Here is a 25,267-nt window from a genome sequence, read left to right on the forward strand (position 1 = left end):
CCGGAGGCGGCCGCCCGCGAGGCCCGCCATGCCGCGCTGCGCGCGGCCGCCGCCGCCGAGGATGCCGCGGCCGTGCTGCTCGCGCACACGCTCGACGACCAGGCCGAGACGGTGCTGCTGGGCCTCGCCCGCGGCTCCGGCGCCACCAGCCTCGGTGGGATGTGGCCCGACCGGAGCGAGGCGGACGTGCGGTGGCTGCGGCCGCTGCTGTCCGTGCGCCGGGCCACGACCCGCGCGGCCTGCGCCGCCGCGGGCCTGGAGCCCTGGCAGGATCCGCACAACGCCGACCCCGGCTTCGCGCGCGTCCGCGTCCGGGAGCGGGTGCTGCCGGTGCTGGAGGAGGAGCTCGGCCCGGGCGTGGCCGAGGCTCTCGCCCGCACCGCGGAGCAGCTGCGCGAGGACGCGAGCGCGTTCCAGGACCTGATCGAGGAGACCATCGAGGACATCGTCGAGCCCGCGGAGGCCGGCATCGCCGTCTCGGCCGCGGCGCTGGCCGCGAACCCGCCGGCGCTGCGCAACCGCATCATCCGGCTGGTCGTGGCCAGCGAGTTCCACGCCGCGCTCAGCTGGCGCCAGACGACCGAGGTCGCGCGCCTGGTCACCCATTGGCACGGGCAGGGCGCCATCGACCTGCCGGGATGCCGTGCCCGTCGCGTCGCGGGCCGGATCGAGTTCACCGCGCGCCCCAGCTGACCGCGCGGAAACAGCCGTCCGTCCGCGACCCTAGACTCGACGCATGCGCGCTGCGGACCTCGCCGACGACCTGCTGGACGTGCTCGCGACCGAGGAGCAGATCCACGCCAAGCTCGACGAGATCGCCACCCGGGTCTCGGTCGACTACGCGGGCAAGGACCTCGTCCTGGTGGGCGTGCTCAAGGGCGCGGTCATGGTCATGGCCGACTTCGCGCGGGCGCTGCCGATCCTGGTCCCGATGGACTGGATGGCCGTCTCCTCCTACGGCACCGGCACCCGCTCCAGCGGCGTGGTGCAGATCCGCAAGGACCTCGACACCGACATCCATGACAAGCACGTCCTCATCGTCGAGGACATCATCGACTCCGGCCTGACCCTCGCCTGGCTGCTGGAGAACTTCGCCGCCCGCGGCGCCGCGTCGGTCGAGGTGTTCGCGCTGCTGCGCAAGCCGGCCGCCGCCAAGGTGCAGGTCGACTGCCGGTACGTCGGCTTCGACATCCCGAACGACTTCGTCGTGGGCTACGGGCTGGACTACGCGGAGAAGTACCGCAATCTGCGGGATGTCGCGGTGCTCGCGCCGCATGTGTACAGCTGACGCGCGCCACTGTACGCCGTGGGCGAATGCACAGACCGGCCATAGTCCCCGCGCGCTACCCTGAAACGATCCGCTGCGCGCGGATCCGTCGACGAAAGGGACGGGGCCGAGTCCCCGCACAATGGACTTCAAGAAGATCACTCGCAACCCGCTGATCTACGTGCTGCTGATCGGGCTCCTGCTCATCGTGGGCTTCTCGCTGATCTCGAGCCTGGGCGCCGCGAAGCAGATCACGACGCAGGAGGGTCTGAGCCTGCTGCAGGGGACCACCGTGGAGTCGGTCACCAACACCGACGGGGACCAGCGCGTCGACATGACGCTCTCCACCCCGTACGAGGGTGCCACCGACGTGCAGTTCTACTACGTCTCCGCGCGCGCCGACGAGGTCGTCGACGCGATCGACGCCGCCACCCTCAGCGACGGCTACAACGACGTGGTGCCGCGCACGACGTGGTTCGACAGCGTCCTGTCGCTGCTGATCCCGATCCTCCTGCTCGGCGCGATCTTCTGGTTCCTGCTCTCCTCCGCCCAGGGCGGCGGCAGCAAGGTCATGCAGTTCGGCAAGTCGCGGGCGAAGCTCGTGACCAAGGAGACCCCGACCGTCACCTTCGGCGATGTCGCCGGCGCCGACGAGGCGATCGAGGAGATGCAGGAGATCAAGGACTTCCTGAAGGACCCGTCGAAGTTCCAGGCGCTGGGCGCCCGCATCCCGAAGGGCGTGCTGCTGTACGGCCCTCCCGGCACCGGCAAGACCCTCCTCGCGCGCGCCGTCGCCGGGGAGGCCGGCGTGCCGTTCTACTCGATCTCGGGTTCCGACTTCGTCGAGATGTTCGTCGGCGTCGGCGCGAGCCGCGTGCGCGATCTGTTCAACCAGGCCAAGGAGAACTCGCCGGCCATCATCTTCATCGACGAGATCGACGCCGTCGGCCGGCACCGCGGCGCGGGCCTGGGCGGCGGGCACGACGAGCGCGAGCAGACGCTGAACCAGATGCTCGTCGAGATGGACGGCTTCGACCCCAAGGCCAACGTCATCGTCATCGCGGCGACGAACCGCCCCGACATCCTCGACCCGGCCCTGCTGCGTCCGGGCCGTTTCGACCGGCAGATCGGCGTGGACGCGCCCGACCTGAAGGGTCGGCAGAAGATCCTCGAGGTGCACGGCCGCGGCAAGCCGCTCGCCGACTCCGTCGACCTCGAGGTCGTCGCGCGCAAGACGCCCGGCTTCACGGGCGCGGACCTGGCCAACGTGCTCAACGAGGCGGCTCTCCTGACCGCCCGCTCCAACGCCCAGCTGATCGACAACCGTGCGCTCGACGAGGCCATCGACCGCGTCATCGCCGGACCCCAGCGGCGCACCCGGGTGATGAAGGACAAGGAGAAGCTCATCACCGCCTATCACGAGGGCGGTCACGCCCTGGCCGCCGCGGCGATGAACTACACCGACCCGGTCACCAAGATCACGATCCTGCCGCGCGGCAAGGCCCTCGGCTACACGATGGTGCTGCCGCTGGACGACAAGTACTCGGTCACCCGCAACGAGCTGCAGGATCAGCTGACCTACGCGATGGGCGGCCGCGTCGCCGAGGAGATCGTGTTCCACGACCCCACCACGGGCGCCTCGAACGACATCGAGAAGGCCACCGGCATCGCCCGCAAGATGGTCACCGAGTACGGCATGACCACCGACATCGGACCGGTCAAGCTGGGCTCCTCCTCCGGGGAGATGTTCCTCGGCCGGGACATGGGCCACGGCCGCGACTACTCCGACGAGATCGCCGAGCGCGTCGACCAGCAGGTGCGCGCCCTGATCGAGCAGGCCCACAACGAGGCGTACCAGGTCATCAACGACAACCGCGACATCCTGGACAAGCTCGCCCTCGCCCTGCTCGAGAAGGAGACCCTCGACCACAACGAGGTCGCGGAGATCTTCACCGACATCAAGAAGCTGCCCGAGCGTCCGCAGTGGCTCTCCAGCTCCGACCGCCCGGTCTCGGCGCTGCCGCCGGTGCAGGTGCCGCGCCGGACGGACGTCCCCGTCGCCGCCCAGACCGAGGCCGACGCCGAGGCCACCGAGAAGGCACCGCGCCGTCGGCCCAGCACCGGACAGGCGCGCCCCGCGACCGCGTAGGCTCGGCGCGTGGCCGTCGACCGTGAACGCATCGCCGCGCTCGTGCGCGAACTGCTCGAGGCGATCGGCGAGGACCCGGATCGCCCGGGCCTGACGCAGACACCGCTCCGCGTCGCCGACGCCTACGCCGAGTTCTTCGCGGGGGTCGGGGCGGATGCGGCCGAGCCGCTCGAACGGACCATCTCGGTCTCGCGCGGGCCCGCCCCGGAGACGCTGCCCTCGGGCGCCGTGATGCTGCGCGGCATCCGGTTCCGGTCGACGTGCGAGCATCATCTGCTGCCCTTCCGCGGACGTGCGCACCTCGCATACCTGCCCGCCGAGAAGGTCGTGGGGCTGGGCGCGTTGACGCGCGTCGTCGACATCCTCGCCGCCCGTCCCCAGGTGCAGGAGCGGCTCGGCGAGCAGATCGCCGACGTGGTCGAAGGCGCCCTCGACGCCCGCGGCGTCCTCGTCGTGCTCGACGCCTCGCACGAGTGCGTGACGGCGCGCGGCGGCACGCAGCCGGATGCGACGACCGTGACCGTCGCCGCACGCGGTGAGCTGGCCGAGCCCGCCGCCCGCGCGGAGCTCATCGCTTTGATCGGATCCGGCGCATGACCTGTCTGATCATGGGGATCGTCAACGTGACGCCCGACTCGTTCAGCGACGGCGGCCGCTATCTCGATCCGGACGCCGCGGTGGCCCACGGTCTGCGGCTGCGCGAGCAGGGCGCGGATCTGCTCGACGTCGGCGGCGAGTCGACCCGGCCCGGCGCGACCCGCGTCCCGGCGCCGCTCGAGCAGGAGCGCGTCCTACCGGTCGTCTCGGCGCTCGCCGCCTCCGGCGCGATCGTGAGCATCGACACCATGAACGCCGACACCGCGGTCGCCGCGGTCGCGGCGGGCGCCCGGATCGTGAACGACGTGTCCGGGGGCCTCGCGGATCCGGAGCTGCTGCCGGCGGTCGCCGCCTCCGGCGCCGACGTCGTGCTGGGACACTGGCGCGGGCCGTCGGCCGACATGTACGCGGGCGCGGACTACCGCGACGTGGTGCGCGAGGTGCTCGCCGAGCTCACCGGGCGCGTCGAGGCCGCGGCATCCGCCGGCATCGCGCCGGCCCGCGTGATCCTCGACCCCGGCATCGGGTTCGGCAAGCGCGGGCCCCAGAACTGGGAGGTCCTCCGCGCGCTGCCGCAGCTGACCGGCCTGGGGCACCGCGTCCTCCTCGGGACCAGCCGCAAGCGGTTCCTCGGCGAGGCCATCGGAGAGGACGCCGCCCCCGAACGCCGCGACGTGGCGACCGCCGTGACCAGCGCGCTCGCCGCCCGCGACGGCGCGTGGGCGGTGCGCGTGCACGACGTGCTGTCGAGTCGTGACGCGCTGCGCGTCGAGTCCGCCTGGCGGGAGGGCGCGTGATGAGCCCTGACCGGATCGTGCTGACCGGGGTGCGCGCCACCGGTTTCCACGGCGTCTACCCCGACGAGCGCCGCGACGGCCAGGAGTTCGTCGTCGACCTCGAGCTCACGCTCGATCTGCGCCCGGCGTCCCGCAGCGACCACGTCGCCGACACCGTGCACTACGGCGAGCTCGCCGAGCAGGTCGTCTCGATCGTCGAGGGCGATCCGGTCGACCTCGTCGAGACGCTCGCGCAGCGCATCGCCGATGCCGTGCTGGGCCGCCCGCTCGTCGAGGCGGTGCGGGTCACGGTGCACAAGCCGTCCGCGCCGATCACGGTGCCGTTCGGCGACGTCGCCGTCACGATCGAGCGGAGCCGGGCATGAGCCGCCGCCTCGCGCAGGGTCTGCGCGCTCAGACCGCCGTCATCGCCTTCGGCGCGAACCTCGGGGATCGCGCCGCCACGATCGCGGCCGCGGCCGCGGACCTGCGCGCGCTGCCGCTCGTCGACGACGTGCGCATCGCCGACCCGATCCCGTCGATCGCGGTCACCCTCGCGGGGCCGGACGCCGACGCCCCGGCCTACCTCAACACCGTCGCGATCGTGCGCACCCGCCTCGCGCCCTCGGTGCTGCTGGCCCATCTGCACGACATCGAGCGCCGGCACGGGCGCGTCCGAGCCGAGCGGTGGGGCGACCGCACGCTCGACCTCGACCTCATCGCCTACGGCGAGGTGCGCTCGGACGCCGCCGGGCTGAGTCTCCCGCACCCCCGGGCCGCGGAGCGCGACTTCGTGCTGCGTCCGTGGCTCGTCCTCGACCCGGAGGCCGAGCTGCCCGGCGCCGGCCGCGTCTCGCGGCTGCTCGCCGCCCTGGAGGCCGCGCGATGAAGACCACCAACCCCGGCGTGCTCGCCATCGTCGCCGTCCTCGGCGCCGGCGTCGGCTTCCTCGTCGACCAGCTCCTCACCAGCGGCGGCGGCGCGACCTTCACGCCCGGCATCTCGATGGCGCTCGTGCTCGCCATCGTCGGCGTCGTCGTGCTCGCCTTCGCGATCCCGATCCGCCGGGTGCTGCGGGGCACGTCCCAGGGACGCATCGACCCGTTCCGGGCGGTGCGGATCGTCGTGCTCGCGAAGGCCTCCAGCCTGGTCGCGGCGGCGGTCGGCGGCGCCGTGATCGGGATGCTGATCTTCCTGGTGACCCGCCCCGTCGTCCCGCCGCTGGAGTCGATGGGCACCCTCATCGCCATCGTCGTGGCCAGTGTCTGGCTGCTCGTCGCGGCGCTGATCGCCGAACACCTCTGCACCATCCGGAAGGACGATGACGATGACCACCCCGGATCGGACGACCCCGGACCCGGCGTCACCCCCTCCCACCACTGACGGCGGGGTGCTCGACGCCGGCACCTATCCGGACGTCGTGGAGCCGCGCTCGCCGAACCGGCTGCCCGCGGAGCCCGGCGTCTGGCATCGCATCTCGCGCCGCTATCTGCGCGTGCTGCTGATCACGACCGGCGGCGCGCTCGTGATCGTGGTCGCCGTCGCCGTCGCCGTCGCGGCGGTGATCGCACAGCCGTGGCCGCTGATCGCGGGCGCGGCCGCGGCGGCGGCCCTGCTGGTCAACGCCGCGATCCTGCCGCGGCGGGTGCGCTCGATCGGCTACCTGCTGCGCGAGGACGACCTGGTGCTGCGGCGCGGCATCCTGTTCCAGCGGATGATCGCGGTGCCCTACGGGCGGATGCAGCTCATCGACGTCAGCCACGGACCGCTCGACCGCGCCTTCGGCATCGCGCAGCTCACGTTCGTCACCGCGGCGGCGGCCGGCGCCGTGAAGATCCCCGGTCTCGACCAGCGCGCCGCCCAGGCCCTGCGCGACCGGCTGGTCGCCGTCGCCGAGCACCGCCGCACCGGACTGTGAGCGCCCCCGACCCCGGCAGCGTGCGCTCGTCGCTCAGCGACGGGCGGTGGCACCGGCTGCATCCGCTCACGCCCCTGCTGCGCGGCGGGCTCGCGCTCGTCGTCGTGATCGGCATCGTCGTCGCGAACCTGCGCGAGCGGCTCGTCTCGCTCGTGCTGCCGCTGTTCGACCCGAAGCTGCGTGCCCCCGCCGGCACGTTCGAGGCCCGGCCCGGCGATCCGATCGACTGGGTCATCGCCAACAACCTGTATCTGCTGGCCGCGCTGACGGTGCTGGGCGTGCTCATCCTCCTCGTGGTCGCGTTCACGCTGTCGTGGCGCTTCCACACCTTCCGCATCACCGGCGAGCTCGTGGAGGTGCGGCAGGGGATCCTGTTCCGCTCGCACCGCCGCGCGCCGCTCGACCGGGTGCAGGGGGTAGGCCTCGCCCGACCGCTCCTCGCGCGCCTGATCGGACTGGCGAAGCTCGAGGTGGTCGGCGCCGCGGGGAACGTGAGGCTCGAATACCTGCGCACGGTGGATGCGGAGACGGTGCGCGCCGACATCCTGCGCCTCGCGTCGGGGCGGCGGCTGGCCGAGCAGGAGCACGCCGGTGGCCCGGCCGGCCTGGTCGACACCGTCGCCCGCGGGGTGACCGGCATCCTCGAGGGGCCCGAGCCGATCGTCGCGACGTCCGAGTCCATGGTCGACATCCCCGTCCCGCGCCTGATCGGCGCGCACCTGCTGCACAACACGACCGTGGTCATCGTGCTCGCCGTCATCGCCCTCGTCGGCTTCGGCATCGCCGACCGGCCGATCGTGCTGGTCGTGCTCGCGCCGGCGGTGATCGGCATGATCGCCTACGAGGGCCGGCGGCTCGTGCGCGCGCTGCAGTACGCGATCGCGCCGACCGCCGACGGCGTGCGCATCACGTTCGGGCTGTTCACGACCGTCACCGAGACGATCCCGCCGGGGCGCATCCATGCGGTCGAGATCGGGCAGCCGGTGCTGTGGCGACCCGCCGGCTGGTGGGACGTCCGCATCAACCGCCTGAGCGGACGACGTTCCGCCGAGGCCGGCAAGGACCAGCTCACCACCGTGCTGCCGGTCGGGACGCGGGCGGACGTGGAGCGGGTGCTCGCGCTCGTGCTCCCGCAGATCGACCCGACCGCACGGCAGCTGGCCGCCGCGGCGGCAGCGGGGCAGGCGCCCGGATTCGAGACGACGCCCGGACGCGCCTGGTTCCTGCATCCGCTGTCCTGGCGCCGTGCCGGCGTGCTCGCGACCCGGGACGCGTTGCTGCTGCGACGCGGCCTGATCCGTCGTCGCGTCGTGCTCGTGCCGCTCGCGCGGATGCAGGGCATCAGCGTGACGCAGGGCCCGATCGCCCGCGCGGTGCGCGTGGCCCGGCTGCGCGCCCACACGGTGCGCGGCCCCGTCGACACGTCGCTGGCCGCCGTGGACCGCGACGTGGCGGCTCGGGTGTGGGACGATGCCGAACGCGCCGCCGTCGCGGAGGCCGAGGCCGACCGGTCCCACCGATGGGCGGATCCGGTCGCGGGCGGCGCGGCCACGGAGGAGGACGGATGAACCGTGACGGACGGCTCGGGGTGGGCATCATCGGCGCCGGCCTGGTCGGCCCGATCGTGGGCGCGGCCCTGGCCGGAGCCGGTCACGCCTTGACCGGCATCACGCGCGGCTCGGACGAGGACCGGGTGGATGCCGTCCTCCCCGGCGTCCCCGTGCTCGACGCGATCGAGGTCGTCCGCCGCAGCGAGCTCGTCGTGATCGCGGTGCCGCACGACGAGCTGCCCGGCCTCGTGGCCGGCCTCGCCGACCTCGGCGCCTGGCAGGTCGGGCAGATCGTGCTGCACACCGACCCGGCGTACGGGATCGGGGTGCTCGATCCCGCCGCCGCCGGCGGCGCGATCCCGCTCGCCGTGCATCCTGCGATCGCGTTCACCGGCACCAGCATCGATCTGCGGCAGCTCGCCGCCGCCTACGCCGCCGTCACCGCCCCGGCGGCGGTGCTGCCGATCGCGCAGGCGCTCGCGGTCGAGATGGGCTGCGAGCCGGTCGTCGTCGCCGACGCCGACCGGCCCGCGTATGCGGAGGCGATCGAGACCGTCACCGCGTTCTCGCGGTCGATCGTGCAGCAGTCGACCGCGCTGCTGGCCGGCATCGGCGTCGAGAACCCCGGCTCGTACCTGTCGGCGCTCGTGCGCTCCACGGTCGACCAGGCACTCGCCGAGCGGCCGCCGATAGACTGACCGCCGACCCCTTCCGCCGCTCACCGGAGCATCCCGCATGACCTCTCAGCCCTCTTCCGCCGCGCCCGCCGACGACTCCGTCGACGACGACGTCTTCGAGCAGAAGGCGGTGCGGCTGGCCAAGCGCGAGCGGCTCATCGCAGAGCGGGTGGATGCCGCCGGCGGCGCCTATCCGGTGGCGGTGCCGGTGACCGACACCATCCCGGCGCTGCGCGCGCGCTTCGCCGACCTCGAACCGGACGCGCAGACCGGCGTCACCGCCTCCGTCGCGGGCCGGGTCGTGTTCAGCCGCAACACCGGGAAGCTCTGCTTCGCCTCGCTCCAGTCCGGCGACGGCAGCCGCATCCAGGCCATGGTCTCCCTCGCCTCGGTGGGGGAGGAGTCGCTGGCGCGCTGGAAGGAGCTCGTCGACCTCGGCGACCATGTGTCGGTCACCGGCGAGGTCATCTCCAGCCGTCGCGGCGAGCTGTCGATCATGGTCGCCGACTGGGCCATCGCCGCCAAGGCGCTGCTGCCGCTGCCGAACCTGCACTCCGACCTCAGCGAGGAGAGCCGGGTGCGCTCGCGCTACCTCGACCTCATCGTGCGCGCGCAGGCCCGCACCACGGTGCGCGCGCGGGCCACCGTCAACGCGTCGCTGCGGCAGACCTTCGCCGGCCACGACTTCATCGAGGTCGAGACCCCGATGCTGCAGGTGCAGCACGGCGGCGCGTCCGCCCGCCCGTTCGTCACCCGCTCGAACGCATTCGACACCGACCTGTACCTGCGCATCGCCCCCGAGCTGTTCCTCAAGCGCGCCGTCGTCGGCGGGCTCGACCGGGTGTTCGAGATCAACCGCAACTTCCGCAACGAGGGCGCCGACTCCACCCACAGCCCGGAGTTCGCGATGCTGGAGGCCTACCAGGCGTACAGCGACTACCACGGCATCGCCGACCTGACCCAGGAGCTCATCCAGAACGCGGCAGTGGCCGTCGCCGGCTCCACCGAGGTGACCTGGGCCGACGGCACCGGCTACGACCTGGGCGGCGAGTGGGACCGCATCTCGATGTACGACTCGCTGTCGGCGGCGTCCGGGCGGGAGATCACCCCGCAGACCCCGCTCGACGAGCTCGCCGCGTTCGCCGCCGGGGTCGGCCTGGACGTGCCGGCCAGGGTCGCGACCCACGGCAAGTACGTCGAGGAGCTGTGGGAGCACTTCGTGAAGGAGGGGCTGGAGCGCCCCACGTTCGTCATGGACTTCCCGCTGGACACGAGCCCGCTCGTGCGGGAGCACCGTTCGATCCCCGGGGTCGTCGAGAAGTGGGATCTGTACGTGCGGGGCTTCGAGCTGGCCACCGGGTACTCCGAGCTGGTCGACCCCGTCGTGCAGCGTGAGCGCTTCGTCGAGCAGGCGAAGCTCGCCGACCGCGGCGACGACGAGGCCATGCGCATCGACGAGGAGTTCCTGCGGGCGATGGAGTACGGCCTGCCGCCGATGGGCGGCATGGGCATGGGCATCGACCGCCTGCTCATGGCGATCACCGGACTCGGCATCCGCGAGACCATCCTGTTCCCGCTGGTCAAGTAGTCTGCGGGCGCCGGAACGCCCAGTCCGGCAGGTGACCCGCGCCGACCAGGCCCAGGACGATCATGCCCATGCCGTGCCCGGGTTCGATGCCGACCGCGTGACGCGCGTACACCTCGGCATGCGTCATACGGCCGAGCGCCCACGACAGCCACGCGCACGCCGACAGCACGCCGGCCTGGGCGCCCCTCGGCGCGACGGAAGCGGCCTCGCGGCACGCGTCCAGCGCGGCCCGCAGCCGTTCGGCGTCCGGTTGCGGGCCCTCGCCTGACATGCGCCGGCCGATCCGCTCCGAATACGGCTCCCCGCCCTCCCAACGCAGCTGCGCCTCCAGCGCGGCATCGCCCGCGGCGGCCCCGTCGAGCCAGGTCGCCAGCCCGATGTCCCGCAGTGCGGGCCGGCGCAGGCACCACATCAGCGCCGCCCGTGCATAGGCGTCGTGCCGCGCGCGGTCGTCGGCTCCGACGTCTGCCCCGACGCCGGACGCGGCCCGGCGCACCACGCTGTCGAAGAACTCGGGCAGGTCGTCCAGCAGCGCCGCCGTCGCGAGCGCCGTCGGATGGATGCGCGACGAGGCGCCCTTCGGGGGCCCGCCGGCGAGGACGTGCACGGCTCGTTCGAGCTCGCGCAGCGCGGTCGCCGCCCGCTCGCGGTCCGGTTTCGGGGCGCGGACCAGCACGGCGCCGCTGCGCTGGTCCTCGCCGGGCAGCGGCACGAACGCGGACGCCGGTCCGGGTGCGCGCAGCGCCGCAGCGTCGCCGCCGGCGGACGCGTCGAGGTAGGAGCCCCACCGATCCGGCCCGACGTAGAGCGCGTCGATCGTGTCGATCCCGCACGCGTCGGCGCGGGCGCGCAGCGCGGTGGCCAGCCCGACGTGGGGGAGCTCGGCGTCGGCCGGCTCATCGTCGAAGACGGCGAGGGCGTAGGCCTCGGCATCCTCGACCCGGCACACCATGCCGATCAGGGTCGCGGCGACCGCGTCGACGTGATCATCCGGCGGGATGTCGACGCGCATGCCGCCGACGCTGCGCCCGCCGGCGAACGGGACGATCACGATGCTGCGGGTCGGGGTGAACCCGAACATCGCCGGGACGAGGGACAGGAACTGCGCGGCGTCGGCCGCTTTCACGATGGTGGTCATGCCCGAAGCGTCCGCCGCAGGCCGTTCTCGCGCGAGAGCTGTCCACAGCCGCCGCAGGGTGCGGTGTCGTCGGGCGCCTGGGGAGGAGAGGATGCCGACGGCGTAGGATGGCACCGTGGACTTCTGGACCGGTGTGCTGTGGGCTCTCGCGCCCACGGTCCTGCTGGTGGCGCTGTTCTTCTTCATCCTGCGCGCGATCGTCCACATGGACCGTAACGAGCGTCGCGCGTACGCGAAGGTCGAGGCCGAGGAGCGGGCCCGCCGCGGGCTCCCCGCCGCCGGACCGGCGTCCGAGCGCTGACCCGCCGCTCCGGCGCACGTCGCCGGTGCCACTACGCTGGATCCGACCGGGGGAGTGCGGGTGATCACGATCGAGTTCGACGCCACGTGGTGGATCGTGCTCGGGTTCGTCACCGACATCGTCATCCGCGTCGCCGCGGTCATCATCGTGCCGCGCAACCGTCGGCCCACCGCCGCGATGGCGTGGCTCCTGGCGATCTACTTCATCCCCTTCGTCGGCGTGCTGCTGTTCCTGGTCATCGGCACCCCGCGGCTGCCGCGCACCCGGCGTCGCAAGCAGCGCGCCATCAACGACTACATCGAGGACACCAGCGAGGGTCTCGACTTCGGCACCCCGCAGCCCGGCGCGTCGGCGTGGTTCACGTCGCTGGTCGCGCTGAACCGCAACCTCGGCGCGCTGCCGCTGGCCGGCGACAACCTGGCCCGGCTCGTCTCGGAATACCAGCAGAGCCTGGACGACATGGCGGCGACGATCCGCACCGCGTCCCGCTATGTGAACGTGGAGTTCTACATCCTGCAGACGGACGCCTCGACCGACGGCTTCTTCCGCGCCCTGGAGGAGGTGGCCGCCCGCGGCGTGACGGTGCGGGTGCTGCTGGACCACTGGGCCAACCGCGGCAAGCCCTTCTACGCGCAGACCCTGAGGCGACTGGACGCCATGGGTGCGCAGTGGCACCTGATGCTGCCGGTGCAGCCGCTGAAGGGCAGGTATCAGCGGCCCGACCTGCGCAACCACCGCAAGCTCCTCGTCGTCGACGGGGAGGTCGCCTACATGGGATCGCAGAACGTCACCGACTCGACCTACAACCTGCGCAAGAACATCCGCCGCGGCCTGCACTGGGTCGACCTCATGGTGCGGCTGGAGGGCCCGGTGGTCGCCAGCGTCAACGCGGTGTTCCTCTCCGACTGGTACAGCGAGACCGACGAGATCCTCTCCGGCGAGATCGACGCGATCGAGGTCGCCGGAGCGGCCGGCACGCTCGACTGCCAGATCGTGCCCTCCGGTCCGGGGTTCGAGTTCGAGAACAACCTGCGGCTGTTCCTCGGCCTGCTGTACGCCGCGCAGGAGCGGATCGTGCTCATCAGCCCCTACTTCGTGCCCGACGAGGCGCTGCTGCTGGCGATCACGACCGCGTGCCACCGCGGGGTGCACGTCGAGCTGTTCGTCTCCGAGGAGGGCGACCAGGCCGTCGTGTACCACGCGCAGCGCAGCTACTACGAGGTGCTGCTGCGCGCCGGCGTCCACATCTGGATGTACCGGAAGCCCTACATCCTGCACACCAAGGCCTTCACGATCGACGACGAGGTCGCCGTCATCGGCTCCAGCAACATGGACATGCGCTCGTTCGGTCTGAACATGGAGATCTCGATGCTGGTGCGCGGCGCCGCGTTCGTCGCCCAGGTGCGCGAGGTCGAGGAGAAGTACCGCAGCCTGTCGCGGGAGCTCACCCTCGAGGAGTGGCTGAAGCAGCCGCTGCGCTCGACGGTGCTCGACAACCTCGCGCGGCTCACCTCGGCGCTCCAGTAGCCGTGACCGGTTCGTGATCGGGCGTCCTGTGATCTCTCGGGTTGCTGAGCGATGATGGCGACGGCGGAAGGGGACGCGATGAGCGCGGTGCGGCGGTTCGTGGGCTGGGGGGTGGCCGGTGCGGTGGCGGCGGTGGCGCTGACGGGCTGCAGCGCGTTCTCCTCGGGCGAGTCCGACCCGACATCCATCGACGTGGATGCCGCCTGGCTCGACAGCGGCCGCCTCATCGGCGTCGTCACGTGGGGCAGCTCATCCTGTGTGCCGGTCGCGGGCGATGCGACGCTCGCCGACGACGGCGCCCTCGCCGTCACGCTCGACGACCCGACCGCGTCGCAGGCGTGCACCGCCGACTACACCGCCCGCGTGACCCTGGTGAGCGTGCCCGACGGCGTCGATCCTGCCCAGGGCGTCGACGTGCGGGTGAGCTACGGCAGCGGCGCCGGCGAGGCCGCGCTCGCCGGCGCCGAGGGTCTGGCCGGCCCGGGCGGCGAGACCGACTACCAGCCCAGCGCCGGCTGGACGAGCCAGGCCGGCATGTTCGCCTACCTGACCTGGGGGTCGTCGTCGTGCGCACCGGTCGTGGCGGATGTGGCCGCCACGGGCGATGCGCAGGTCACGCTCACCTTCGTCGATCCGGACGCCGACCGCGTGTGCACGATGGACATCGCCCCGCGCGCCGGGCTCGCCGAGGTGTCCGGGCTGACGACACCGACCGGGGCGCAGCTCGTGCTCAGCGGCGATGTCTTCGACGCCGTGACGGTGCCGATCGTGGGCGAGCCCGTGGCCGCGTCCCCGTCCGCCAGCCCGACGGCCACGACCTGAGCGCGCTGCCCGGTCACTCGAAGAGCGAGGACAGGGCGTCGAGGGTCGGGATGCGGCCCCGCTCGACGTGCGCTGCCGACAGGTGGGCCGCCAGCGCGGGCTCCCCGCGGAGGATCGCCCCGGCGATCTCGTCGTGCTCGGCGCACTGGGCGTCGGGATCGCGATCGTTGGTCAGATAGAACAACCACGTCATCCTGCCGATCACGCTTCCCTCGAGCGAGGCGAGCAGGATGTTGCCCGAGCACTCGGCGACCTCGTGGTGGAACCGGGCGTTCACCCGGGCGGAGGCGAGCGCGTCGTGGCCGTGGAGCACGTCGTGCGCGTGGGCCAGCCCGTCGCGAAGGCGGCTCATGTCATCTCCGGCCCGCGCCTTCTCGGCGGCGAGGGACGCCGCCATCGGCTCGAGCGCGAGGCGCACGTCGAACAGGTCCGTGATGGAGCGTGTGTCCCATCGGTACACGACCGGGCTGCGGCGGGGCGCGGTCACCAGGAAGCCGTCCCGGACCAGCAGGGGGATGACCTCCCGCAGCGGCGCCCGCGAGACGTCCAGATCCAGCGCCAGGCGGCTCTCGGTGACCCTCGATCCCTGCGCATATCGTCCGACGATGATCCGCTCGCGCAGCTGCTCGGAGAGGCGGTCGACCAGCGAGGTCCCGTCGACGGGCTCATCGACGGCGGACACGGCAATGGACATGGCCGCACCCTACCTCAGCGTGATCTCCTGCCCCACGCCGGCGCGACGCGCGAGCGGGAGCAGCGAGTAGATCGCGGCGAGGTCCTGCAGGCCGACCCCGACGGAGTTGAAGACCGTCGTCCTGCCCGCACCGGCGCGGCCGGTGACCTCGCCGGCCAGGATCGTCCCCAGCTCGACGAGGTCGGATTCGGCGATCGCCCGGGCGTTCAACGCCTCACGGATGTTGCCCGACTCGGCGAGGGCGACATCGCGCACGTCGACCACGATCCGGTCGGCGTGCGCGAACAGCCGCGGCGCGAGCTCCCGGAAGACGGGGCGGGGCGGTGAGCCCAGGGCGTTGACGTGCGTGCCGGCGGGCATCTCGTCGCCCGTGAGCAGCGGCGTCGTCGACGGCGTCAGGGTGCAGACCACGTCCGCCTGCGCGGCGTCCGCCGGCGTCGGCGCCGTGCAGGCGCTCACCCCCATCGACGCCGCGAAGTCCACGAACTCCGCGGCGCGTCGCGCGCTGCGCGACCAGACGACCACCTCGTCGACGGGCCGGACGACACGGATGGCCTCGAGGTGGGCGCGTGCCAGCGCGCCCGCTCCGACGAGTCCGAGACGACGGCTGTCCGGTCGCGCGAGCGCATCCGTGGCGATCGCGGTGACGGCCGCCGTGCGCAGCCGGGTGAGCGTCATGCCGTCCACGAGGGCGATGCACTCCCCCGTCTCGCTCGAGAACGCCACCGCCGTCGATCGCTGCGCGGGCAGGCCGAGGGGTCGGTTCGCGGGCGCGTCGACGAGCATCTTCACGCCGACCAGGTCGTGCACGTGCGCAGCGGCGATCATCGGCACCAGTCGGCGGGCATCCGGCGAGGTCTGCCCGATCGCCTGCGGGACGGGCTGCTCCGAGCGACCGAAGTGGAGATCGACGTGGGCCGCGCGCAGAGCCGTCATGACCGGCTCCCACTCCCACACGGCCTCGCAGTCAGCCGACGTCAGAACGGTCGTCACCATGGTGCCTCCTCAGAACTGCATACAAAAATACATATGCCGACCAGGTCGAGAGAATCTTCGCTCACGCGTCGGAATGACCCAAGTCGGGGAAGTTTCAGGATTTTCCCTTGAAAATACAGGGATTAATGACCGTGTATGACGACCGAGGCTTTGCATGAACGTAACGTTCTGGAATCTCCCCGAAACGTTGGCGTACGAAGATCTGCATACAGTTTCACAGCGGGAGCGCCGAACGAACAGGCCGGAGCATCCCGTGACACCCCGTCAGAGACCCGCGGACGGCTACCCGGAACTATCGACGATCCATACGGCGACCAGGAAGAATCCACGATGAAGATCACCCGAACCCGTCTCGCAGCAGGACTCGCACTGCTGGTGCCCGTGGCGCTGGCCCTCTCCGCGTGCGGCGGCAGCGCGACCACCGCCTCCTCGAGCGACGACACCGTCGTCATCGGCAGCGGCGCCGTGCCGCAGTCGCTCGACCCCATCCTCGCGTCGGATGTCCAGACCGACTTCACCGACCGCGCGATGTACGACAAGCTCGTCGACTACGACTCCGACGGCAACCTCGAGGCCGGTATCGCGACCGATTGGGAGTTCGCCGCCGATGCGGCGTCCGTCGTCCTCACGCTCCGCGACGACGTCACCTTCCACAGCGGCAACCACATGACCGCCGCCGACGTCGTCTACACGCTGGACCGCATCAAGCGGCTCGGCACCGGCGTCGCCTCGTTCATCTCCGACTACGTGTCCTCCGAGGCGATCGACGACACGCATGTGGAGATCACGCTCTCCGGCGCCAACCTCCGCTTCGTCGGCGCGCTCAGCAAGGTCTACGTCCTGGACTCCGCGCTGGTGGAGCAGAACCTCGGCGACGACGACGGCCAGACCTGGCTGGCGAGCAACGACGCCGGCTCGGGCGTCTACGAGCTCGACGACTACACCGCCAACCAGCAGGCGTCCTTCCACGTGTTCGAGGACTCCTGGGACCTCGTGGCCGACCGGCCGGCGACCCTCGTCTACCGCTACATCAGCACGTCCTCGACGATCCGGGACGAGCTGAAGTCCGGCGGCGTCGACGTCGCCACGGGACTGACCGCGGAGGACGTCGCGACCTTCGACGGGCAGAGCGGGTTCTCCGTCGTGGAGCTCCCCTCGTACATGCAGACCTACGTCATGATGAACACGCAGGCCTCCGCGCTCTCCGACGTGCGGGTGCGGGAGGCCATCCAGCTGGCCTACGACTACACCGGCCACGTGGCGACCGCGATGGGCGGCAACGGCACCGTGGCGACCGGCATCGTCGCGCCGAACCTCGCCTGCCGTGCCGACACGGGGGAGAGCGAGCAGGACGTCGAGCAGGCCAAGGAGCTTCTCGCCGAGGCCGGGGTGAGCGGCCTGACGCTCACCCTCGCCTACCAGTCGCAGATCCCCGAGCACGCGCAGGCCGCGACGCTGCTGCAGTCCAACCTCGCCGACATCGGCATCACGGTGGAGCTGAAGTCGGTCACCTTCCCGGAGTACACCGCGATGGTGCAGTCGGCCGACACGACGCCCGACCTGGCGATCCTGTGGGACTTCCCGTACTACCCCGAGGTCGGTCCCATGCTCTACCGCGTCTACGACTCGGCCTTCATCGACCAGACCAACTACAGCCGGTATTCGAACCCGGACGTGGACAGCCTGCTGGAGGCGGGCATGTCCTCGACGGACTCCGACACGGCCTGCAGCGACTTCGAGCAGGCGCAGCAGCTCATCGCGGACGACCACGTGAGCGTCGACATCGCCAATCAGGTCACTCAGACGGTGACGGACTCCGCAGTCTCGGGCATCCAGTTCCGGCCGACGTCGCAGCTGTTCGACGTCACGGATCTGCGCGTCGCCGCAGAGTGATCCCTCGCGGGCGCCGCGAAGGCGGCGCCCGCGAGCACATCGCCGCTCTCATCGGAAAGGAGGACACGCACATGACGCGGTTCCTGGTGCGCAGGATCGCCCTCGCGCTCGTGAGCGTGTGGGGGGTGATCACGGTCGTCTTCTTCCTCACCAAGCTGATCCCCGGCGACGCGGCGCGGGTCGCCGCCGGGCGCACCGCGACCGCCGAGCAGATCGAGCTGGCCCGTGAACGGCTCGGGCTGGACAAGCCGGTGCTCCAGCAGTACGTCGACTTCCTCGTCGGGGCCGCCCAGGGCGATCTGGGCCAGTCCGCCTCCACGCATCAGTCGGTCGCGCACGATCTGGCGGCGGCGCTTCCGGTCACGCTGCAGCTGGTCGTGCTGGCGATGCTCATCACCCTGCTGGTCGCGGTCCCGCTCGGCATCCTCGCCGCGGCGCACCGCGGTCGCGTCGGCGACCTCGCCGTGCGCCTCATCTTCGTCCTCGGCGGCGGCATCCCGGTGTTCTGGCTGGCGATGCTGCTGCAATGGTGGCTGGCCAGCCAGCTCGGCATCTTCCCGATCTCGGGCGCGGCGAGCTTCGGCACCTCCGTGCCCGACGTCACCGGGCTCACCCTCGTGGACGCCCTCGTCGCCGGCGACCTCCCGGCGTTCATCGACTACTTCCAGCACCTCTTCCTCCCCGCCCTGGCGCTGTCCGCTCCGTTCATGGCGACCGTGGCCAGAAACGTCCGCTCGACCATGATCGGGGCGCTGCAGACCGACTACGTGACGTTCGCTGTCGCGAAGGGGGCCTCCGCCGGCCGGGTGCTGTTCGGGCACGCGTTCCGGGCCACCGCGGGCTCGACCCTGACGATCGTCGGGATGCAGTTCGGCTGGATGATGGGGGCCGCGCTGCTGGTCGAGACCGTCTTCGCACTGCCGGGCATCGGCGTCTACCTCAACGCGGCGGTCCTCAACCAGGACACCTTCGCCGTGCTCGGGGGCGTGCTGATGATCGGCGTCGTCTTCGTGGCCGCCAGCCTCGTCGTCGACGTGCTGCAGATGCTGCTCGACCCGCGTGTCCGCCACGCGCAGATCGGAGCGCGGGCATGACCGGGGCAGGGATCTCGTCGTTGCGCGACCCGCTGCGCCCCGCCGTGGTCGGCGCGCGCATCGGCGGCGGTGTGCGCCGGCTGTTCCGCGGCGCCGACGCGGTCGACACCGTGGCGTACGCGCTGGTCGGGCTCGTCCTCCTCTTCGCCGTGGTCGGCCTGTTCTGGCAGCCCATGGACCCCTACCGCGCGGTGCCCGCGGATGCCCTGCTGCCGCCCGGGACCGATGGGCACCTTCTCGGCACCGACACCTCGGGCCGCGACATGCTGTCGCGGCTGCTGGCCGGGGCCGGGTCGACGATCCTCGCCGCGGTCGCCGTCGTCGCGCTGACGACGCTGATCGGGGTCGTCGTCGCCGGCATCGCCGCGATGTCGCCGCGTCCCGTGGACGAGGCCATCATGCGGCTGTGCGACATCGTGATGGCGCTGCCGGCCATGGTCCTCGCCCTCGGCATCGCCGCCGCGCTCGGCCCGTCGCTGCAGTCGATCGTGGTGGCCATGACGATCGCCGCGTGGCCGGGCACGACCCGGCTCGTGCGCGGGATCCTCCGGGAGACGATGGCCGCGTCGTCGGTCGAGGCCGCTCGGGTCATGGGCGCCTCGCGGCTGCGCGTCATGGTGCGCCATGTGCTGCCCAACTCGCTGGACTCCGTCTACGTGCAGGCCTCGATGGAGATCTCGGGAACCATCGTGCTGATCGCGGGCCTGGCCTATCTCGGCGTCGGGGCGGCACCGCCCAGCGCCGACTGGGGGTCGATGGTCGCCGCGGGGCAGCAGTACATCACGACGGCGTGGTGGGTCACGGCGGTGCCCGGGCTGGCCATCACCGCGGCCGCGGTCGGATTCGGGCTTCTGGGCGACGCCATCCGGGTGCGCCTGGATCCGACGGTGGGGAGGGCCTGACCGTGGACACCGATATCGTCCTCGACGTCGCCGACCTGACCGTGCGCGTCCCCTCGGCGCGGCGCACCGACGTGGACCGTCCCCGCGAGGACCTCGTCCTGGTGGACTCCGTCTCGCTGCGCGTGCGTGCGGGCGAGCGTCTCGCCCTGGTGGGGGAGTCCGGCTCGGGCAAGTCGATGACGGCGAAGGCGGTGATGAGACTCGATCCCACGGTCCAGCTCGACGGATCGATCCGACTGGGCGGGTCCGAGGTCGTCGGCGCCGACGACCGGACGCTGCGTGCCCTGCGCGGCGGCGTGGCCGCGATGGTCTTCCAGGACCCGATGACCGCGCTCAACCCGGTGATCCCGATCGGAGCGCAGGTCGCCGAGCCGCTGATCGTACGGGGGGTGCCCCGCCGCCAGGCACGGCGGAGGGCGGTGGAGATGCTGGACCGGCTGGGCGTGCCCGACGCGGCGCGTCGAGCACGCGCGTACCCCTCCGAGTTCTCGGGCGGGATGCGGCAGCGAGTCGTCATCGCCGCCGCGTTGATCGCCGGACCGCGGCTGCTCATCGCCGACGAGCCCACGACCGCGCTCGACGTCCGGGTGCAGCAGCAGGTCCTGGACCTGCTGGAGGAGCAGTCGGAGCAGCTGGGGCTGGCGGTGCTGCTGATCACCCACGATCTCGGCATCGTCGCCGGCCTCGCGCATCGCGTCGCGGTGATGCGACGGGGCTCGATCGTGGAGACCGGCGAGGTCGACGAGATCTTCGCGCGGCCGCGGCATCCGTACACCCGCGGCCTGCTCGCCTCGGTGCCCCGCCTGGACGCCGATCTCGACTCCCGGCTGGTGACCGTGGACGACATCATGCGGGCCGAGGACACCGCGGAGAGGACACCGGCATGAGCGCGCTGCTGAGCGTCGAGGGCCTGGTGAAGAGGTTCGGCACCGGACGAGGGGAACGGACCGTGCTGGACGGCCTCGGCTTCGACGTGCACGAAGGAGAGTCGCTGGGGCTCGTGGGCGAGTCCGGCTCGGGGAAGTCCACCACCATCCGCTGCGTCGTCGGGCTGGAACGGCCGCAGGCCGGCAGCGTGGTCTACGACGGCCTGGACGTGCGTCGGCTGACGTTCGCGCAGGAACGCCGGTTCCGCTCCGAGGTGCAGATGGTCTTCCAGGACCCCTACTCGAGCCTGGACCCGCGGATGGACGTCGGGACGATCGTGGGCGAGCCGTTGTCGCTGCAGCGGGGGATCTCTGCCGCGCAGCGGCGGGATCGGATCGTCGAGGCCCTCGAACAGGTCGGGCTCGACGCGCAGCAGATGCGCCGGCATCCTCGATCTTTCTCCGGCGGCCAGCGGCAGCGGATCGCCATCGCCCGCGCCCTCGTCACCCGGCCGCGGCTGCTGATCTGCGACGAGCCCGTGTCCGCGCTCGACGTCTCCGTCCAGGCGCAGGTGCTGAACCTGCTCAAGGACATGCAGCGGCAGCTCTCGCTGACGCTGCTGTTCATCGCTCACGACCTCGCCGTCGTGCGCTACCTCTGCGATCGCGTCATCGTGCTGCGCGACGGCGCGATCGTCGAGGAAGGACGCCGGGAGCAGATCTACGGCGCCCCGCAGCACCCGTACACCCGAGAACTCCTCGAGGCGGTGCCGCGGGCGGATCCCCGGGCCGAGCGCGAGCGACGGGCGAGGCGGCGCGCAGCGGACCCGACGACAGAGGAAGGCAATCGAGCATGACGACCGTCACCGACCCCCCGATCCCACGGGTGGGCACCGATATCAAGTTCATCGACGGCACGACGATGTGGGGCGACGGCCTGGACGCGTTGCGCGCGACGGCGGCCGCGGGGCTGGAGGGTGTCAACTACCGCACCCTCGACGAGCTCTCCCCCACCCTCGACCACGCGTATCTGGGCGACGTCGCCGCTCTCGCCGACGAGCTCGGGCTCTACGTGCAGATGGGCGTGGGCAAGGTGAACCCCTACATGACCGCCGAGCTCCCGCGTGTTCGCGATCTCGGCCGGGGCAGCTACGTGCGCGGCATGGAACGCATGATCGAGACCGCCGCGGCGTTCGGATGGACCGAGTGCTGGAGCGCGGTCGGCGGCTTCAAGCCCTACCCGGGGCTGTATTTCACCGACCGCTTCCGGCGGGAGGCGCCGTGGCCGGACCAGCTCGCGGCGACGGCGGAGCTGCTGCGGCGGCTGGCGCCCGCGCTCCGGGCGAACGGCGTGCGCATCGACCTCGAGACCCACGAGGAGATCACGACCGTCGAGCTGCTGCGGCTGATCGAGACGGTGGGCGACGACGTGATCGGCATCTGCCTGGACCCGGCGAACCTGTTCGTGCGCGCCGAGCTGCCGGACGAGGCGGTCGCCCGCATCGCGCCCTACGTCCACTCGACGCAGCTGCGGGACGCGGTGCTGATCACCGGCGACGACGGCACGATCTCGCGCTTCCTCGCACCGTGCGGGGACGGCCTGATCGACTGGGACGACCTGCTCGCCGTGCTGCTGACGCACCAGCCGGACCTGCCGCTGACGATCGAGGGGATCGGCGCGATGCGCGCCGAGATGAGGCTCTTCCCCGGCGACCCGGTGTGGGATGCGGGACATCCCGACCTGACCGCGCAGACGCTCGACCGGCTGCGCGCGCTCGCCGAGGGCTACACGGCCCGCGCGCGGCGCGGCGACGTGCCGGACGAGACGGACCTGCGCGGCGAGCGGCCACCGTTCATGGGAGTCGACGAGTTCGTCGCACGGTCCGCCGCCCACCTGCGCGAACGCCTCCGCGCCCTGGCTTCGAACGCGCTCCCGGCATCCGCCCGGGCGACGCCGCCGCACGACATCCCGAAGGAGATCCGACCGTGACCGATACGACGACCCTGTCCTCCCGCGCCGGCGCGCTGGCCGATGCCCTGGCCTGCGAGGTGGTGCTCCCGCACGACGCGGAGTACGACGTCCTGCGCCGCGTCTGGAACGCCGACATCGACCGGTATCCCGCCGCCATCGTGCGCTGCCGCGACGCGAGCGACGTCTCGGCGGCCCTGCGCTGGTGCGTCGAGCACGGCCTGCCGATCACCGTCCGCGGCGGCGGGCACAACCTGGCCGGCACGGCGGTGGCCGACGACGCCGTGCTCATCGACACCGGCCTCCTGCGCGACATCGAGTTCGACACCGTCGCGGGCACGGTCACCGTCGGCGCCGGCTGCCGCTGGGGGGACGTGGACCGGGCGGCCGCACCCTACGACGTCGCGGTGCCCGCCGGCGTGGTCTCCCACACCGGCGTGGCCGGTCTCACGCTCGGCGGCGGCGGGGGCTACCTGTCGCGCATGTACGGGACCACCGTCGACCACGTCGAGTCGATCGAGGTCGTGGTGGCGGACGGCCGCATCCTCACCGCCGACCGCGACCACCATCCGGACCTGTTCTGGGCGCTGCGGGGCGCCGGCCACAACTACGGCGTGGCCACGCGGTTCACCTACCGCTACGTGCCGCTGCCGGGGCTGGCGACCGTGCGCCAGGCCCTGTTCGCCGCCGAGGACCGTCGCGGACTGCTGGAGTTCTTCGCCGACTGGGGACCCGACCGGCCCGCGAACGTCGGCACCTACGTCCGGCTGATGCGCGCGCCCGGCTACTGGTCGCAGATCCCGGCGGAGCACCGGGGACAGCAGATCATCTCGGTCGCGACGGTCGTCTACGGCGACCCCGCGGACGAGCCGGCGCTCACCCGCGAGATCTTCGCGCAGGCCGAGCCCATCTACACCAGCGTGCGCACCATCCCGCACGTCACGCTGCAGCATGCGACCGACGACGAGTTCCGGTACGGCGTCTCCCACTACTGGAAGCATCAGTCGCTGAGCGAGCTCACCCCGGCCGCGATCGACGTGGTCCTGGACCATGTGGACCGCTATCCCGGCCGCTCGCTCAACTCGTCGGCGTTCATCTCGCATCAGATGATGTGCCCCTTCGAGATGATCGCGGGCTCGCGTGAGCCGCTCGGCGAGTCGGACGACTCGGCGGTCGGCATCCGCGGCCTGTTCGGCGCGAACATCGGCGCCGACTGGGAGCACCGCTCCGAGCGGGCGCCCCTGGTCGCCTGGGCGAGGGAGTTCGACCGCGCCATGGCGCCGTTCCGGGCGGGCACGTACATCAACTTCGCCTCGGACGCCGGCGACGACGAGGTGGCCCGGGCCGTGTACGGCGACCGGTACGACCGTCTCGTCACGATCAAGGCCGCATACGACCCGGACAACGTGTTCGCGCGCGGCCTGGTCGACCTGCACGACGTGGGAGAGGACGATCAGGATGCCTAAGGTCGGCAGCGACACCTCCAAGTTCGCCGGCGCCCGCGAGCGGGGCGCCTTCTGGACCCTCGACCGGATGTCCGAGCTCGGCCTGGAAGGGGCCTTCTTCCGGTCTCCGTTCGAGCTCTCCGCGACGCTGGACGCCGGGGAGCTGCGCGAGGTCGTGGCCCATGCGCGGCATCTGGGCATGTACGTCCAGTCCGGCGCCGCGAAGGTCAACCCGTTCGCGAGTCCCGAGTTCCCGGAGATCCGGGCCTTCGGCGACGGGGACTACGTGCTCGGCCTCGAGCGCATCATCCGCGCCCTGGCGGCGGCGGGGATCACCGAGCTGTGGACGGCGACGGCGAACTACCAGTTCCGCATCCCGGGCATGTACGCGTGCGACCGCTTCCGCACCGACGTCGACTGGGACGTGCAGCTGGCCGCGACCGCGCGCGTGCTCGGCATCCTGGCGCCGACCCTGCGCGACGCCGGCGCGCACCTCAACCTCGAGACCCACGAGGAGATCACGTCGTTCGAGGTCGTGCGGCTGGTCGAGGACGCCGGGCCGGACGCGTTCGGCATCACGTTCGACTCCGCCAACGTGCTGGTGCGCGCCGAGGACCCGGTGCGGGCCGCCGAGCGTGTCGCGCCGTACGTCCGCGCGACGCACCTCCGCGACGTCGCGCTGTGCTTCACCGAGGACGGCATCGGCCGCCTCCTGCTCCCGGTCGGCGAGGGGGTGCTCGACTGGGACCGCATCCTGCCGGTCCTCATCGCCGGCAACCCCGACCTGGCCCTGTCGATCGAGGGGCTCGCCGGCGGCACGCGGGCCGAGATGTCGCTCTACATCGACGACCCCGTCTGGCAGGCGGCGCATCCCGACCTGTCCGTCTCCGAGCTCGCCGAGGTGGTGCGCCTCACCCGCGGCTACGAGGCACGCGCCGCGGCGGGGGAGGCCATGTCGCTGCGCGAGCTGCGCGCGCACGTCTCCGCCGCCGCCGCCGAGCAGTTCATCGTCCGCAGCGCCGATGCGCTGCGGCAGAAGATCCGCGAGCTGCAGCCGGCCTGACGGCCCGCTCCGCCGCACGAACCGAGAAGAAAGGC

The 25,267-nt window shown here is 72.0% G+C and carries 26 protein-coding genes; 23 read left to right on the forward strand and 3 right to left on the reverse strand.

Features of this window, described 5'->3' with window-relative positions; all coding sequences use genetic code 11:
* From tilS to lysS, 12 genes are all read left to right on the forward strand, one after another.
* Positions 1-693: tRNA lysidine(34) synthetase TilS (gene tilS, locus QM626_RS12580; protein ID WP_415077295.1), on the forward strand; the 693-nt coding region annotated here is incomplete at its 5' end.
* 43 nt (positions 694-736) lie between these two features.
* Positions 737-1,288, forward strand: coding sequence for a hypoxanthine phosphoribosyltransferase (gene hpt, locus QM626_RS12585; RefSeq protein WP_415077296.1), 552 nt, complete (start codon positions 737-739; stop codon positions 1,286-1,288).
* A 121-nt stretch (positions 1,289-1,409) separates the two neighbouring features.
* Positions 1,410-3,416: an ATP-dependent zinc metalloprotease FtsH gene (ftsH, locus tag QM626_RS12590; protein ID WP_415077297.1), complete on the forward strand. Its 2,007-nt coding sequence runs from the start codon at positions 1,410-1,412 to the stop codon at positions 3,414-3,416.
* Between the two features lie 9 nt (positions 3,417-3,425).
* Complete coding sequence (gene folE / locus QM626_RS12595) at positions 3,426-4,013, forward strand: GTP cyclohydrolase I (protein WP_415077298.1); 588 nt, start codon at positions 3,426-3,428, stop codon at positions 4,011-4,013.
* Positions 4,010-4,810 (forward strand): dihydropteroate synthase, encoded by an 801-nt coding sequence (folP, locus tag QM626_RS12600; protein WP_415077299.1) that lies wholly within the window; start codon positions 4,010-4,012, stop codon positions 4,808-4,810. The genes folE and folP overlap by 4 nt, the downstream gene beginning before the upstream one ends.
* Positions 4,810-5,175 (forward strand): dihydroneopterin aldolase, encoded by a 366-nt coding sequence (folB, locus tag QM626_RS12605; RefSeq protein WP_415077300.1) that lies wholly within the window; start codon positions 4,810-4,812, stop codon positions 5,173-5,175. The genes folP and folB overlap by 1 nt, the downstream gene beginning before the upstream one ends.
* Positions 5,172-5,678, forward strand: a complete 507-nt coding sequence (folK, locus tag QM626_RS12610; protein WP_415077301.1) for a 2-amino-4-hydroxy-6-hydroxymethyldihydropteridine diphosphokinase — start codon at positions 5,172-5,174, stop codon at positions 5,676-5,678. Before folB ends, folK begins: the two co-directional genes overlap by 4 nt.
* Complete coding sequence (locus QM626_RS12615; protein WP_415077302.1) at positions 5,675-6,172, forward strand: DUF3180 domain-containing protein; 498 nt, start codon at positions 5,675-5,677, stop codon at positions 6,170-6,172. Before folK ends, QM626_RS12615 begins: the two co-directional genes overlap by 4 nt.
* Positions 6,117-6,707, forward strand: a complete 591-nt coding sequence (locus tag QM626_RS12620; RefSeq protein ID WP_415077303.1) for a PH domain-containing protein — start codon at positions 6,117-6,119, stop codon at positions 6,705-6,707. Before QM626_RS12615 ends, QM626_RS12620 begins: the two co-directional genes overlap by 56 nt.
* A complete protein-coding gene (locus tag QM626_RS12625) occupies positions 6,704-8,275 on the forward strand; it encodes a PH domain-containing protein (RefSeq protein ID WP_415077304.1) in 1,572 nt (523 codons plus the stop codon). Before QM626_RS12620 ends, QM626_RS12625 begins: the two co-directional genes overlap by 4 nt.
* Entirely contained in the window at positions 8,272-8,955 is a 684-nt protein-coding gene (locus QM626_RS12630; protein ID WP_415077305.1) for a DUF2520 domain-containing protein, read from the forward strand. The genes QM626_RS12625 and QM626_RS12630 overlap by 4 nt, the downstream gene beginning before the upstream one ends.
* 37 nt (positions 8,956-8,992) lie before the next feature.
* Entirely contained in the window at positions 8,993-10,522 is a 1,530-nt protein-coding gene (gene lysS, locus QM626_RS12635; protein WP_415077306.1) for a lysine--tRNA ligase, read from the forward strand.
* Here the strand turns inward: lysS and QM626_RS12640 are convergent.
* Positions 10,515-11,660 carry a DUF4192 family protein gene (locus tag QM626_RS12640; RefSeq protein ID WP_415077307.1) on the reverse strand — a complete coding sequence of 382 codons (1,146 nt, stop codon included), beginning with the start codon at positions 11,658-11,660 and terminating at the stop codon, positions 10,515-10,517. The two genes, lysS and QM626_RS12640, sit on opposite strands and share 8 nt — an antisense overlap.
* A gap of 115 nt (positions 11,661-11,775) precedes the next feature.
* On the opposite strand from QM626_RS12640, the gene QM626_RS12645 reads away from it, so the two are divergent.
* From QM626_RS12645 to QM626_RS12655, 3 genes are all read left to right on the forward strand, one after another.
* On the forward strand, positions 11,776-11,961 hold the full coding sequence (locus QM626_RS12645; RefSeq protein ID WP_415077308.1) for a hypothetical protein: 186 nt from the start codon (positions 11,776-11,778) through the stop codon (positions 11,959-11,961).
* A gap of 63 nt (positions 11,962-12,024) precedes the next feature.
* Entirely contained in the window at positions 12,025-13,488 is a 1,464-nt protein-coding gene (gene cls, locus QM626_RS12650) for a cardiolipin synthase (protein ID WP_415077336.1), read from the forward strand.
* Between the two features lie 78 nt (positions 13,489-13,566).
* Positions 13,567-14,310 (forward strand): hypothetical protein, encoded by a 744-nt coding sequence (locus QM626_RS12655; protein ID WP_415077309.1) that lies wholly within the window; start codon positions 13,567-13,569, stop codon positions 14,308-14,310.
* 13 nt (positions 14,311-14,323) lie between these two features.
* Here QM626_RS12655 and QM626_RS12660 read toward each other — a convergent pair whose 3' ends face one another.
* Both QM626_RS12660 and QM626_RS12665 read right to left on the reverse strand, forming a co-directional pair.
* Complete coding sequence (locus QM626_RS12660) at positions 14,324-15,004, reverse strand: GntR family transcriptional regulator (RefSeq protein WP_415077310.1); 681 nt, start codon at positions 15,002-15,004, stop codon at positions 14,324-14,326.
* Between the two features lie 9 nt (positions 15,005-15,013).
* Positions 15,014-16,000, reverse strand: a complete 987-nt coding sequence (locus QM626_RS12665; RefSeq protein WP_415077311.1) for an ornithine cyclodeaminase family protein — start codon at positions 15,998-16,000, stop codon at positions 15,014-15,016.
* A gap of 330 nt (positions 16,001-16,330) precedes the next feature.
* On the opposite strand from QM626_RS12665, the gene QM626_RS12670 reads away from it, so the two are divergent.
* The 8 genes from QM626_RS12670 (at position 16,331) to QM626_RS12705 (ending at position 25,232) form a co-directional block, all read left to right on the forward strand.
* Complete coding sequence (locus QM626_RS12670; protein WP_415077312.1) at positions 16,331-17,893, forward strand: ABC transporter substrate-binding protein; 1,563 nt, start codon at positions 16,331-16,333, stop codon at positions 17,891-17,893.
* Between the two features lie 71 nt (positions 17,894-17,964).
* On the forward strand, positions 17,965-18,987 hold the full coding sequence (locus QM626_RS12675) for an ABC transporter permease (RefSeq protein WP_415077313.1): 1,023 nt from the start codon (positions 17,965-17,967) through the stop codon (positions 18,985-18,987).
* Complete coding sequence (locus QM626_RS12680) at positions 18,984-19,889, forward strand: ABC transporter permease (protein ID WP_415077314.1); 906 nt, start codon at positions 18,984-18,986, stop codon at positions 19,887-19,889. Before QM626_RS12675 ends, QM626_RS12680 begins: the two co-directional genes overlap by 4 nt.
* Positions 19,890-19,891: 2 nt before the next feature.
* Complete coding sequence (locus tag QM626_RS12685) at positions 19,892-20,776, forward strand: ABC transporter ATP-binding protein (RefSeq protein ID WP_415077315.1); 885 nt, start codon at positions 19,892-19,894, stop codon at positions 20,774-20,776.
* Entirely contained in the window at positions 20,773-21,612 is an 840-nt protein-coding gene (locus tag QM626_RS12690) for an ATP-binding cassette domain-containing protein (RefSeq protein ID WP_415077316.1), read from the forward strand. Before QM626_RS12685 ends, QM626_RS12690 begins: the two co-directional genes overlap by 4 nt.
* Positions 21,609-22,745 carry a sugar phosphate isomerase/epimerase family protein gene (locus QM626_RS12695; RefSeq protein ID WP_415077317.1) on the forward strand — a complete coding sequence of 379 codons (1,137 nt, stop codon included), beginning with the start codon at positions 21,609-21,611 and terminating at the stop codon, positions 22,743-22,745. Before QM626_RS12690 ends, QM626_RS12695 begins: the two co-directional genes overlap by 4 nt.
* Positions 22,742-24,190 carry an FAD-binding oxidoreductase gene (locus QM626_RS12700; protein ID WP_415077318.1) on the forward strand — a complete coding sequence of 483 codons (1,449 nt, stop codon included), beginning with the start codon at positions 22,742-22,744 and terminating at the stop codon, positions 24,188-24,190. The genes QM626_RS12695 and QM626_RS12700 overlap by 4 nt, the downstream gene beginning before the upstream one ends.
* Positions 24,183-25,232, forward strand: coding sequence for a sugar phosphate isomerase/epimerase family protein (locus tag QM626_RS12705; protein WP_415077319.1), 1,050 nt, complete (start codon positions 24,183-24,185; stop codon positions 25,230-25,232). Before QM626_RS12700 ends, QM626_RS12705 begins: the two co-directional genes overlap by 8 nt.
* The last annotated feature ends 35 nt before the right edge of the window (positions 25,233-25,267 follow it).

This window comes from Microbacterium sp. (assembly GCF_047606385.1).
Lineage (GTDB): Bacteria > Actinomycetota > Actinomycetes > Actinomycetales > Microbacteriaceae > Microbacterium.